Source organism: Clostridium sp. Cult3, assembly GCF_021655115.1.
GTDB lineage: Bacteria > Bacillota > Clostridia > Tissierellales > Tepidimicrobiaceae > PPXY01.
Map to the genome: position 1 here is coordinate 33518 of NZ_PPXY01000049.1, position 13848 is coordinate 47365.

Consider the following 13848-nt stretch of genomic DNA (forward strand, 5'->3'; position numbering starts at 1 on the left):
GAATCCTTCCCTTTGCTTACAATAATAGCCAAAGATTCTCCCACATATAAATATTAAATGTGGAACAGGAAGAACCATCCCCACTGTCCCAACTTGATACCTGCTACCTAATAGGGATATAATATTAATAGATACTAAAATAAGGAAATGAGGAGGATAAAATTGATTGTTGGTTTAGATATGGGAGGAACCCATGTAGATGCGGTTATAATAGAGGATGGTAGAATCATAAATACAGTAAAGAAACCTACTAATAGGGATAATCTATTTGAATCTATCTGGAACACTTTGGAGGAACTACTTAAAGGATATGATAAGTCCAAAATCAAAAGAATTAACTTAAGTACTACCGTATCCACCAATGCTATCGTTGAAAATACTACTTCTCCCGTTGGAATGATAATCCAATCTGGTCCAGGACTACCTCAGGATTTCTTGACCTGTGGAGAGGAGAATGTATTTATCTCTGGTTACATAGACCATAGGGGAACAATAGTGGAGAATTGGAATCCTAAGGAAATCAAAGAGGCAATTAACATATTTAAAGATAAGGATATTGATTCCATAGCTATAGTTACCAAATTTTCCACTAGAAATCCTAGCCATGAATTGGAAGTAAAAGAGATGTTGGAAACCAACGGGACATTTCCCAATATAACCTTAGGCCATACTATGTCAGGAAAATTGAACTTTCCACGAAGAGTATATACCTCTTATTTAAACTCTGCTGTAAATGATACCTTTAATGATTTCTCTAACAATATTAAAAAGTCCATGGAAAGAGAAGGTTTAAAAACACCAGTCTATATATTAAAAGCTGATGGTGGTACCATGAATCTATCCACTGCTGAAGAAAAACCAGTAGAAACTATCCTTTCTGGTCCCGCTGCCAGCTTCATGGGGATAAATGCGATGTTACCAGGAGATGAAGATGCTATACTTTTAGACATTGGCGGAACTACTGCGGATATATTCTTCCTTGCTGATGGAGTGCCTCTATTTGAACCCTTGGGAATAAAAATAGATAAGTATAAAACCCTAGTTAGGGCTATCTATAGCCTTTCCATTGGATTAGGAGGAGATAGTAGCATTAGCATTAAAGATGGTAAAATCAAAATCGGTCCAAGGCGAGAAGGAGTTCCCTATGCCTTTGGAGGTCCAGCCCCTACACCTACTGATGCTATGATTACCTTAGGGCTAATGGAAGGTCAAAAGGAAAAAGCCTATGAAATAATGGAAAGCATGGGGAAAAAACTAAATATATCAGCAGAAGAGATGGCAAACTTAATATTAGATACTATGGCTAATATGATTAAGGATAAAGTGGATAAAGTTTTAAAGGAAATCAATAGTCAACCTGTTTACACCGTCAAGGAATTACTATATGGAAAGACTATCGAACCTAAACTGATAAATATAATTGGTGGCCCAGCAAAGGTTTTAGCGCCAATACTTGAGAAAAAATTCCACCTCCCCTGTTATTACCCAGATAAATATGAAGTAGCCAATGCTGTAGGAGCAGCCCTTGCAAAACCAACTACTGAAATAAATATGCTTGTAGATACTGCCAAAGGAATACTTACCATACCTGAACTGGAGATATATGAAAAAGTAAGTAAAAAATACACATTTGAATCGGCAAAGAAAAGGGCCATGGAATTAGTCAAAGAATCAGCTTTAAATCTAGGGGCTGAAGAAGACCAAATAGAAGCTGAGATAATAGAAGAAAGTAGTTTCAATATGGTAAGGGGATTTTTCACTAGCGGACAGAACATGAGGATAAAGGCCCAAGTAAAACCTGGCCTTATATATGATTTGCGAGGTGATAGCATTGATTAAAGCAAAAAACAGATTAGGTCTAGTATTTTTCCCAGCCTTTGACTGGGCTATTAGCCCTACCCATCCAGAAAGGGAAGAAAGGCTTTTATATACCCAAGATCAGATATTTGAAGAGGGTATTGAGGATATAGAAGGGATTAAATTTTATAATCCCATTGTGGCTGACATAGAGGATATTCAAAGGGTACATTTTTGTGTCCCAGATGTAGAATCACGAGTTACCCAGTCCCATCTAATCTCTGTAGGTGGAGCTATTAGAGCATCCCAAGCAGTAATGGATAAGGAAGTAGACAAATCCTTCGGATTGGTTCGTCCTCCAGGACACCATGCTCAAAGGGTCGTATATGGAGACAGGGGTTTTTGTGTAGTTAATGTTGAAGCGGTAATGCTAGAAAGGATTAGAAAAGAATATGGTCCTTTAAGGGTAGCTATAGTGGATACGGATTGTCACCATGGAGATGGTACCCAGGATATCTATTGGAATGATAAGGAAACATTGTTCATATCCTTCCATCAAGACGGTAGAACCCTTTATCCAGGTACAGGGTTTTTGGACGAATTTGGTGGTCCTGCTGCCTATGGATATAATGTAAATATTCCTCTTCCACCAGGAACTGGAGAAGAAGGATTTTTATATGTACTCGATAATGTGGTAATGCCCATATTAGAGGAATACAAGCCAGATATTATAATAAATTCTGCTGGACAAGACAATCATTATACAGACCCTATTACCAATATGAACTTTACTGCCCAAGGCTATGCAAAATTAAACGATAGATTAAATCCAGATATTGCAGTATTAGAAGGAGGATATTCTATAGAAGGAGCCTTGCCTTATATTAATCTAGGCATTATACTAGCCATGGCTGGTATTGACTATTCCCATGTCCATGAGCCGGATTATGATAAGGATAGATTAAAACAACCTAAGGATATTACTGAATATATTAAACAGGTATCGGAAATAGTATACAATCGTTGGAAGGATAAAGACAACTTAAGACTAAAGGAATTTAAAGGATATGATCAAGTAGAAAGAACTAGACAAATATACTATGACACGGACAGAATACTTGAAGATCAATCCCAAAACTTCAAAATATGTAAAAAATGTTCCGGTTTGAATACTATTAAATCCCAAAGTGGAGAAGGATATCGGATACTTGCCATACAGATTCCAGTAGATGCTTGCTCCAATTGTATCGACGAAGGATATAATCTATATAAAAATCCTAAAGGAAGCTATACCCATATCTACCTCCAAGATAGAGTTAATGATGTATATCGTGCAAAATAATATTAAGTAGGTAGTTTAAACTACCTACTTTCTTTTTATATACATCTCACCGCTATATTCTCTATCCTTTAATACTATATAGTGCTCCCTATAATTGATTACAAAGTTTATCATAGCTGATTGAAGGTCTATATTTCTTAAAAAATGGATAGTACAATAATCATTATCTTCTTTAGTGGTAAATCTAAGTACAATATTTTTTACTTCTGTTAACTGTATTCTACTATCTATATAATCCGGTAGATCTTCCAAATATAGATTTAATGTTCTAAAATTCGTGGGAATAAACAAATCCACGTCAAATTCATTTTCCATAAATGTTCTTACTTCAAAGTCACTTTCTATTCTTAAGTTCCCTTTTTCATACACTATCATTTTACACTACTCCTTACCATTACATTGTTCTCTATGTATTTATATTATCATTGTTTCTAGGGCTCTTTCTAAGAACTATAGTATACCATATTACCAATACTATCCCTTTAAATACGCTGCTAATGCTTATACTCCACCATACCCCATTTAGTCCTAAAGAAGTAGAAGAAAGAACCAAAGCTGCTGGGATACGTAATCCATTAAACAATATTCCTACAAAGGAAGGGGGTATAGTCCTTCCCAATCCATAAAAAGCACCTTGGGTAGCAATTTCTATAGTCATAAAAAACTGAGATATACCTAAAATTCTAAGATAGGTGATACCAATATCCAAAGCCTCTTTATCATAAGGTATAAATAATCTGAATATAGGACTTGCACCAAATATCAACAAACAAGTAGCAAATATACCTATACTTCCTACAATTAATAGTCCCTTACGATACCCTTCTCGTATTCTATCCCACTTACCAGCACCATAATTCTGTCCAATAAAGGCAGATATAGCAGTAGAAAAACCTCCTGCAGTCATCCAAGATATGGACTCTATTTGAGAACCAACCTTTTGTACTGCAATAGGCGTAGGCCCCCACTGGGCTATTATCCTAGCAATAACCATAGCTATACTTGCAAACAATCCTGTTTGAATTGAAGCTGGTAGTCCTAATTTAAATATCCTCTTTAAATAGTGCTTATCTGGAATCTGGAATATATTTAAACCATCAAACAAGCTAGATTTACTCTTCCCTATTATAACAAATATAAGGGTAACGGTAAACTGAGCTATAATAGTAGCTAGAGCTGCACCCTTAATCCCCATCTCTGGAAAAGGGCCAATACCCAATATCATCAAAGGATCTAATACCATATTTATGATTAAACCTATTACGTTAATTTTAAAAGGGGTAGTGCTATTACCAGAACCATTAAAAATCCCTGAAAATACAGGGTTTAAAAAATAAAATATTAGGCCAATGGATATTATTAACAAATAATCCGCAGCCATTTGAATCACTTCTTCATCCCCTAGATTAAAAAATCCAATAATTTTATGTCTAAATACCATCAATAGTATGGAATATATCAAAGCTACTATGATATCCAACTGTATAGTATGAAATACATACTTTTTTGCTGCTTTAACATCCTCTCCTCCCAGAGATTGAGCTACTCCTACTTCTGCACCTATTTTAGGTACCATCAATAGAGCAGTCCCAAACCAGGTAAAAAACCCAGCAGTCCCAGCGGCTGCCACAGCATTGGTACTTACCCTACCTAGCCATATCATATCCATCATATTGTATGCCATCTGAACAAAGGAGGTAGCCATAATGGGTATAGCTAACTTCACCAGAGTGCCCGTTATAGGTCCTTCTGTCAGGGTTCTGTTCTCCATGATATCCTGCCTCCTTACTAACAAATACTATATTTATTTCGTAACACTAACTTATCCTATTCTACAATATAGTTTGAAATTGTTCAAGAGGATTTTATATTGTCACCTTTCATCGTTTTATTCAAAAAATGTCTTTACATTATAAAGTATAAGTAAATTATCTATTCCTTCATCTTTCATAAGGTCAACCAAATCTTCATCATAATATCTAGGATCTACCACATATATCTCACTAAAATGACTAGTTAAAAATGGGATAAAGCTATTGGCATAGGAATCCTTAAGTATTAATAGTTTATCTGTAGTGTTGGCACTGGATTCTATTTTTATAAGCGGATGATTCCCACCTAAAAATACCGTATACTTATCCTTTTTATTAAAACTATCCATATCATATAGGGAATAGCTAATGCCCCCTTCTCCTAAATATTCTACCTTGATCTCCTCCATATCTTTAGGGATATAGAGCTCTATAGTATCTGGTTCTACATCCCTAATCCCAGATTTTGAATATAATGAACCATAAAAACTATCGCTAAATTTCTTTATTTCATAATATTTTTCATCCCGAGGTTCAATCTCCATCTCCCCCATAAGTTCAATATAAGCTAAAAAGGCTCCTCTAGTGGTCCAGTGGTGGTCAGTCTTGTAATAGATATATTTGTCCCTATTGGACTGTAGCACCTGGTATACATCTACAAACTGCACATCTCTATCTAGATTAGACTTCACCTGATCAATACAATCCAATTCATCCCCATTGGGAGCATAAGGTGGAAGCTTATCCTCTAACACTTTAGTTGAATTTGGTACTAACATAAAATATTTATTAACATTAGGTAGATTGATAGCTATATCATTTATTTCAGCAACTTTAGATTCAAAGTCTTCCTCTGAAGGATTTTGAAACTTCTCCAATAAATAGCCGTCCTTCCCTATATAGACCCCATTGTTTTCTTTTTTCCCCCAAATCTTCTCTGATTTAGATTTTACCCCTATCCAAAAATCCCTTAAGGGAAATTGATCCGATATATATTTTTCATAATTAGTAGTAAATCTCCCATCTACTACCTGAGTTTTAGATATCTTAGGAGCTTGTTCTAATCTTCTGTTTTCCGATTCAGAAAATATCATATCCGTCTTCATAGATTGTAGTACTATCATAGTTCCAATATACATCAGTAATAATATACCAAGTATAGGCTTATATGGATCCTTTTTTTTCAAAGTTATCTTCCTTTCCAGGATATTAATTTTAAAACCTAAAGTATAAAAATGGATTATAGGTTTCATTTACTAAATAAGCAGTGCACAAAAATACTAAAAGCATATAGGTTACCGGAATTAATATATCTTCTAACCCCTTTGCCTTTTCTTTTAACTTGACAAATAGTTTTTTTGGAAATGGTGTGGATGAAAAAATAAGCACTACAAAAAGCAACCCATTGGTATATAGATAATAAATAGCATTATTATCTATTAAGGTACTATTTCCAAAACCAAACATGATTTTGATAAAATTTAAGCCGGCACTTAAGTTTTCAAACTCAAACAATACCCAGCCAATTATTACTGCTATCATGGTATATATATGTCTAACAACTTTTGGCTTCTTATCAAGCCAGTCCAATAAAAACATCTTCTCCATCATTATGATAATTCCATAATACAATCCCCAAAAAATAAAATTCCAGTTAGCTCCATGCCATAGCCCTGTAAGGAACCATACTATTATTAGATTTCTGTATTGTTTTGCTTTTCCTTTCCTATTTCCTCCTAAGGGAATATATACATACTCCCTAAACCAAGCTCCCAGAGATATATGCCATCTCCTCCAAAATTCAGTAATACTTTTGGAGGTATAGGGGTAGTTGAAATTTTTCGCAAAATTAAAACCAAACATCTTCCCAAGGCCTAAAGCCATATCCGAATATCCACTAAAATCGAAATAAATTTGAAATGTAAAGGCTATTATTCCCAGCCAAGCCGATAGTATGGATATTTGCTCTAAAGGTGTAGTCTTGATACTATCCCATAATAGACCAATATTATTGGCCAACAATACCTTCTTTGATAATCCTACTATAAATAGCTCGGCTCCTTCCCCAAACAGATATAGGTTTTCCCTTCTATTATCTAACTCCTCCGCTATTTGACTATATCTAACAATAGGCCCTGCTACCAATTGAGGAAACATGGCTACATAGGTACCAAAGGATATGATATTCCTCTGTACAGGTACCTTATCTAAATATACGTCTATGGTATAGGATAGAGTCTGAAATGTATAGAAGGATATTCCTAAGGGAAGGGGGAGGTTTTTTAGGGGAATACTTACACTAAATAATAAATTTATATTGTTAATAACAAAATCTGAATACTTAAAAAATCCAAGTATCCCTAAATTTACAATCAAAGAATTTATCAAAACTATCTTAGCTATATACCTATGATCTCTATACTTGTCTATAGCCAGTCCATTGAGATAATCAAATACCGTTGAAAACAACATGATAAGTATGTATATAGGTTCTCCCCAGGCATAAAATACTAGGCTAGCTAATAAGAAAACCAAATTTCTCATAGACCTAGGAACTATATAATAAGCTAAAATAACTACTGGCAAAAATACAAATATAAATATCAAACTGCTAAAAACCAAAACACATCCACTCCTAACCAATTAAACAATCCTATTATTTAAAGGATTCATCAAATATCTTCTCTATTTTCTCTCCATCCTCCCATATGACAAATAGTATATAATTGTCCTTTGTTTTTAGCACATGCTTTTCAATTAAATAGTATTCATCAGGAAGATAATCCTTAAAAGCATTGGATTTTTCTTCTATCCTGCTAGCTATATTAGCTTCTATGGTATCAATTTTATCTACATCTTTTACCTTGATTATTGCTAATTCATTTGCCTCAATATTCTTAGAAGGAAGATAAAGGATGAAATCTTCTACATCCTCACCATCTACTTGATATAGCTTTTCTAGTTTTTCCTTATCACTCTGAACCATATCGGAAATATCCACAGACTCTTTTATCTCCCTTTCTATATCTCCTATGGAAGGCTCTTGACCTTTAGATTTATTTGCTGTACAACTAGTTAAAACAACTATAGTCAATCCAACTATAGTCATGTTTCTCAACAATTTTTTAAATCTGTTCATCCTACTCATCTCCTCCTTTATATTAATCTTCCTTAACCATTACATTGTCTCTTAAATAATCTAGCCAAAGCTTATAAAATCCATATTTGACATGAATTCCATCTGGTTCTAATAGATCCATATCCCTTTCTAATATACTCCTTATATCCAGATATTCCACCCCTTCATCTTCAGCCATATTGATTAGAGCTTGATTGAATTCATCTATATTTTCATTAGTTAATAGGGATTTTTTATCCTTCACCTTAGAATCTACGGGCAGTATGGATTGTACATAAATATTTGCCTCAGGTAATTTCTCTTCTATTGCATGTATCAATTGGGCATAATCCTCTGCAAATCTTACACTTCCTTCATGGATAAGGATATCGTTCATTCCAAACATAATGAATATATTATTAGGATTTTCTTCCGCTATTTTGTCAACCATATCCTTAGCTCCTTTGGCAGTAAGACCAAATTTTGCAACCACTTTAGACTCATCTAAAAATTCATAGAAGGATAGGCTGTCCGTAATGGAGTCTCCAAGAAATAAACTGTCTTTAAATATTTCCTTATAATCCATATCCATAGAATCATTGGCTGCGTTGGTATCCTCTTTTTCATCCATTATAGTCTCATTTTCCTCTACTTTGTCCACTTTTTTCTCAGCCTCTAGCTCTACTTTTCTATGTAAATTCACCGGCTTTTTGGGAAGATTGTCCAATTTTTCATCTAAATTAATATGCTCTTCAGCTTCATCTATGCCTTCGTCATGAGCAAGTATCCTTTTCGAAATATTGGTAAAGGATAAAAGCAAAATTATAAGTATAGTTAACGATATGGTAAATCTTTTGTAATTGATTTTATACTTTTTTTTCCTACACCTTTTCATCTATATCACCCAATATATAAATTCCTATTATTAAATCTATGCACCATAATCTTGAAAAATTATCAAAATTCATTACCAATATATTATATTACAAATCCCTCTTTAAAAGGTTAAGGAATTATGACAAAAAACGTAAATTCTCAGCTTTTCCCTATGTACTTTCTGGAACCATAGGCTCAGGTTTCCAAATCAAAAAGGGATCTATAAAATATAGATCCCTTCTATTACTACCTATTCCACCTATGGCCTCTCATCATTCTATGGCCAAAACCTCTTTTCAAACCATTTTCATCCTTCCAAACATATCCACCTTGGCAAGCACCTGGCATAAAACCATTCTTTTCGTGAAATTCTTCCATTGCTTTAAAATGATCATCCCAAACCTGAAATTCTTCTTTAGTAATTTGCCCATCTGTTAATGCTTTTTCTAACTGAGCTTTTTTCCATTCTGTTCTCTGCTGAAACCAAGCTTCTCGTTGTTCATTATCAATTCTTGATCCAAAGTTAGTTGTTTGTTCTGTATCGGATACTTTAGGAACTTCAGCATAAGAAAAACTAGCTGATAAACCTACTACCAATACTAAAGCTAAAACGAGTAATATCTTTTTCATTTTATCTCCCCTTTCTTTTGTAAATTCATTATAAATCTTAAATATGTAGGAAATATGGAGAGCAGAAAATCTATCTTCATATTTCCTACATATTTTATTATTATAATTATGCTAAAAGCTCAAGGAGGGAAAATACTATGTGCCAGGGATTTGGATTTTATAATTATCCAGGTAACACTTGGTTGTTCGGAGGAATGTTGATTTTTAGGGTATTGTTTGCTATTGGATTATTGGTTTTAGGATACAAGCTAGTTATGCATTTTATTAATAATAGGACTTCTGCTAATTAACTGAGGGACAAAAGCTAAGTAGTTCCTTATTAAAACTTAGCTTTTTCTCTATTTTTGGGTATTATATATTCGAGGTGAAATAAATGGATCAAATTAAAATATTGGTTGTAGAGGATGAAAAAAACATCTCCCATGTGATTAAAGCCTATTTAGAAAAAGAAGGATTTGATGTAACTATTGCAATCAATGGCAATGAAGCCCTGGAGATGTTTTCTAAAGAAGAATTTCATTTGATAATTTTAGATCTTATGTTGCCTAAATTGTCTGGGGAAGAAGTATGTACTACCATAAGGGGTACCTCAGATATTCCCATTATAATGCTAACGGCTAAGGTAGAAGAAGATGATAAAATAGAAGGCCTATCCATTGGAGCTGATGATTACGTTACCAAGCCTTTTAGCCCTCGAGAATTAGTCAGTAGGGTTAAAGCTTTACTGAGAAGGAGCTATAGAGAATTAAGTCCCTTAGCTGAAAAGTTGAGTTTTAACAATGAGGAGCTTGTGGTGAATGTAGATAAAATGATAGTAAGAAAAGATGGCAAAAATGTTTATTTAACTACTAACGAATTTAAAATATTGATAGCTTTATTGACAAATCCAGGTCAAGTTTTTTCACGGGAACAATTAATTGAAATTGCCTTTGGATATGATTATGATGGTTTTGATAGAACTGTAGATACCCATATTAAAAACATTAGACAAAAAATCGAAAATGACCCAAAGAATCCAGCATATATTATCACCGTATATGGGGCTGGCTATAAGTTTGGAGGAATTTAGATGAGTTTAAATAAAAAATTAACTCTAAGCTTTATTTTTGCTATCCTTGTTGCCATTCTAATCATTAGCTTTATTTCAAATAAAATGATAAACGATAGGTTCGATACCTATCTGATAGATGAAAGAAACAAAAAATTTGAAACCATAAGAGAGGATATCAATGAACTATTTTTACAAAAAGGTAGTAGTATAACTTCTGATGATATATCAAATTATGCCAAAATGGAAGGTATCTATATAGAGATAAAAGACCTAAACAACACTATGATCTGTAACGCAAATAACAATACGCCTCATCATAGAAAAATGATGAATAACATGATGAAGGGCCATGGTAAGATGATGAATCCCTATTTCAAAAATACATCGGGCACTTATATGAAAAAGGCTTTCCCCCTAATACAAGATGAAAAACAAATTGCCACATTAATAATAGGTTATTTTGATAATGCCCATTTAACAGAATCTGCATTAATATTTAAAAATACTTTAGCTAAATCCTTTATCTTATCAGGAATGATAACCACAGTGCTTGGGTTGTTAATTAGTATATTTTTGTCCAAAGGATTGACCAATCCACTGATAAGTATAACTGAAACAGCAAACCTAATGAGAAATGGCAACTTAAATGCTCGTACTAATGCCCCAACTTCTACAAAAGAAATCATGGAATTATCTGATTCCATCAATTACTTAGCTGAAACATTAGAAAAACAAGAACTTCTAAGAAAGAGGTACGCATCAGACATATCTCATGAACTTCGCACTCCATTAACAACCCTTAAATCCCATGTAGAGGCGATTATGGATGGAGTTTGGGAACCTAGTTACGAACACCTAAATATATTAATGGAAGAAATCGATAATATGACTAAACTAGTAGATGACCTAAGGAATACCTTTCAAATATTCGAAGGGAAACTTAGTATTAACAAAACTCTATTTGATATTTCTGAGGAAATGAAAAATATAATTTTCCTTTTCACTCCAATATTTGAAAAGGAAGGCTTTAGTTTAGAATATTCAATTGAAGATAATATTCAAATTTCCATGGATAAGGATAGATTAAAACAAATAATGTATAATTTATTGTCCAATTCCATGAAGTATTTATATGAAGATGGTAAAGTAAAGGTAAAACTATGTAAAGAGGATAAACATATAAAAATTATAGTAGAAGATAATGGCTCAGGTATAAAAGAAGAGGATATTCCCCATATATTTGAAAGATTTTATAGGACTGATGTATCTAGAGATAGAAAAACTGGAGGAACAGGCTTAGGGCTTTCCATAACCAAAACATTAGTTGAAGCCCACGGTGGTTCCATCCATGTAGAAAGTAAATTTGGAATTGGAACTATATTTACCATATTAATACCTTCTAGTATGTAATTAATCCCTATTTGGGTTAGATATATTTTTCTTCCTAAACAAATAGATAATAAGGGTTACCATTGGAAGTGCAAATAAAGCTATAGCTGATGTTATTAATATTGTCTTTTGAAGAGTTTTCCCAACACTTAATATGGAACGCCTATCCTTTATCAATACAGTTGCTATCAATACAATAGCAGCTATGGGGATTATGTAGGGTCGGTTGTCATTTTTGTCAAATGTTTGGCAAAAGGCTACTGAAGTAAAATACAAATACCCTGTAATTTTACCTGCATTTCCTGTTATCCATGCAACTACAGATAATACATCTATTCTTTGAATGAAGTCGAATATATTTATCAATCTATTAAAGGTGAAAAACGGAAAATTAGTATGTTTTGCATACTCTATACCTAAAGCTGCTTGAGTAGTCACCACCAACAATATGATTATAAATATTGAATATACAATGGATTTAATATATATTTTATTCAAATCCTCTTTTCTTTCTAAATAAGGTGTTATCATAGCTAGGATAATTACATCACTAAACTTTATACCCCTATCTATAGCTCCTATATTCAATTCTTTGAATGTAGAGTCCTTAAGTATTGGAAGTAATACAGTAAAATCATAATTATTATATCCTAATATAATAAACAATAGTACTACACCCAGTATAAAGGGTATAAATACTTCCCCGCCTCTAGCTATGGTTTCCAACCCCTTATAAGCTATATAAACACAGGTAATCAACATGATTATTGTTGTTACCCATGTGGGAGTCTCTGGGAATAGAGCACTGTTTAATATCTCTACTAAAGTTGCAACATTGATAATGGAAAATAACAACAAAAATCCAGTATAATAGATGCCAATTATTTTTCCCACAATTTTTCCAGAAATCTTCTCAGTGTACTCTATTAGGGTAAAATTATTAAATTTATTGCCTAAGTATATCAGGGGGACACAAAGCAAAATTGTATATGGTATTGACATCAATAGTACTATCCAAATATCTTGGTTGCCTGGCGAAATATTTACCACTGGTAAGTAAGTGAAAGCTATAATCACTCTATATATTATTACCAATAGAATCACTTGATAGGTTGAAATCTTTTTTGTATTCTGTAAATTATCCATACTATTTCCCCTTTGTTTTTCCAATAGGTACGTTAATAAGGCCTGTTCGTATTACATTAGTTTTCACATCTACTTTTATATTGGCTTTAGAAAAAATTTCATTCCAATTATCCTCTATCTGATGCCATTCCTCTGGATGTTTTCTATGAAAGACAGAACCAAAACCAAATATATCCGTTTCATATTCACTTTGTACCTTTCTTAATGTATCCTCTAGCTTATTTTTTATCTCTTGTGAACAAGCTTTCTCTATTTCCTTCATATTTCTTTCATTTGATATATCCATATTTCCTACAAATTCCTCTAAAGAACCTCTTAGTCTAATATCTACCTTAAGCAATATATTTCCGTCTACTATCTCCACATCCCTTTTCGATTTAAGCTTTATTATATCAATGGTACTCATATGGATTTTATTTGGCTCTTGAGAATCTATATCGCTTTCTATAGCCAGAGTTAGTGAGCTAATCTCGTCTACTGATACAGTAGGTGTAGGAAAAGTAATAATCCCAGTTTTTACATTTCCCGTTATTATATTATAAGCTTTCGTCTCAATCCCATTTAAATATCCCACCAGTCTCTGTTTATCAAATACAGCTGCCCCTATAACGGAGAGTTCATATTCACTATCTTTAGAGAATTTTTCTAATTTGTTTATTTGCTTTTTTTCTTTCCTTTCTATTATCCC

General features: G+C 33.2%; 14 protein-coding genes. 5 read left to right on the plus strand and 9 right to left on the minus strand.

All coding sequences use genetic code 11. The annotated features are described in order from the left end of the window. The first annotated feature begins 162 nt into the window (after nucleotides 1–162). Complete coding sequence (locus C3E88_RS09780) at nucleotides 163–1839, plus strand: hydantoinase/oxoprolinase family protein (protein WP_236910000.1); 1677 nt, start codon at nucleotides 163–165, stop codon at nucleotides 1837–1839. After that, nucleotides 1832–3139, plus strand: a complete 1308-nt coding sequence (locus C3E88_RS09785; RefSeq protein ID WP_236910001.1) for a histone deacetylase family protein — start codon at nucleotides 1832–1834, stop codon at nucleotides 3137–3139. Before C3E88_RS09780 ends, C3E88_RS09785 begins: the two co-directional genes overlap by 8 nt. A 24-nt stretch (nucleotides 3140–3163) precedes the next feature. Here the strand turns inward: C3E88_RS09785 and C3E88_RS09790 are convergent, their stop codons facing one another. The 7 genes from C3E88_RS09790 to C3E88_RS09820 form a co-directional block, all read right to left on the minus strand. Beyond that, entirely contained in the window at nucleotides 3164–3514 is a 351-nt protein-coding gene (locus tag C3E88_RS09790; RefSeq protein ID WP_236910002.1) for a hypothetical protein, read from the minus strand. Nucleotides 3515–3545: 31 nt separating this feature from the next. Continuing rightward, the gene (locus C3E88_RS09795; protein ID WP_236910003.1) at nucleotides 3546–4910 is read right to left on the minus strand and encodes an MATE family efflux transporter; all 1365 of its coding nucleotides are present in this window, start codon (nucleotides 4908–4910) and stop codon (nucleotides 3546–3548) included. Nucleotides 4911–5027: 117 nt separating this feature from the next. Further along, nucleotides 5028–6137, minus strand: coding sequence for a DHHW family protein (locus tag C3E88_RS09800; protein WP_236910004.1), 1110 nt, complete (start codon nucleotides 6135–6137; stop codon nucleotides 5028–5030). Nucleotides 6138–6165: 28 nt separating this feature from the next. Next, nucleotides 6166–7572 carry an MBOAT family O-acyltransferase gene (locus tag C3E88_RS09805; RefSeq protein ID WP_236910005.1) on the minus strand — a complete coding sequence of 469 codons (1407 nt, stop codon included), beginning with the start codon at nucleotides 7570–7572 and terminating at the stop codon, nucleotides 6166–6168. A 34-nt stretch (nucleotides 7573–7606) separates the two neighbouring features. Continuing rightward, entirely contained in the window at nucleotides 7607–8089 is a 483-nt protein-coding gene (locus C3E88_RS09810) for a DUF4358 domain-containing protein (protein ID WP_236910006.1), read from the minus strand. 22 nt (nucleotides 8090–8111) lie between these two features. After that, nucleotides 8112–8963 carry a GDSL-type esterase/lipase family protein gene (locus C3E88_RS09815; protein ID WP_236910007.1) on the minus strand — a complete coding sequence of 284 codons (852 nt, stop codon included), beginning with the start codon at nucleotides 8961–8963 and terminating at the stop codon, nucleotides 8112–8114. 227 nt (nucleotides 8964–9190) lie between these two features. Next, nucleotides 9191–9574: a hypothetical protein gene (locus tag C3E88_RS09820; RefSeq protein ID WP_236910008.1), complete on the minus strand. Its 384-nt coding sequence runs from the start codon at nucleotides 9572–9574 to the stop codon at nucleotides 9191–9193. Between the two features lie 137 nt (nucleotides 9575–9711). Between C3E88_RS09820 and C3E88_RS09825 the strand changes: the two genes are divergently transcribed. From C3E88_RS09825 to C3E88_RS09835, 3 genes are all read left to right on the plus strand, one after another. Then, nucleotides 9712–9864, plus strand: a complete 153-nt coding sequence (locus tag C3E88_RS09825) for a hypothetical protein (RefSeq protein WP_236910009.1) — start codon at nucleotides 9712–9714, stop codon at nucleotides 9862–9864. Between the two features lie 83 nt (nucleotides 9865–9947). Continuing rightward, nucleotides 9948–10643 carry a response regulator transcription factor gene (locus C3E88_RS09830; RefSeq protein WP_236910010.1) on the plus strand — a complete coding sequence of 232 codons (696 nt, stop codon included), beginning with the start codon at nucleotides 9948–9950 and terminating at the stop codon, nucleotides 10641–10643. Continuing rightward, entirely contained in the window at nucleotides 10644–12035 is a 1392-nt protein-coding gene (locus tag C3E88_RS09835) for a sensor histidine kinase (protein ID WP_236910011.1), read from the plus strand. On the opposite strand, the gene C3E88_RS09840 is transcribed toward C3E88_RS09835, so the two are convergent. Next, a complete protein-coding gene (locus tag C3E88_RS09840) occupies nucleotides 12036–13160 on the minus strand; it encodes a GerAB/ArcD/ProY family transporter (protein WP_236910012.1) in 1125 nt (374 codons plus the stop codon). 1 nt (nucleotide 13161) lies between these two features. Continuing rightward, nucleotides 13162–13848: Ger(x)C family spore germination C-terminal domain-containing protein (locus C3E88_RS09845; protein ID WP_236910013.1), on the minus strand; the 687-nt coding region annotated here is incomplete at its 5' end.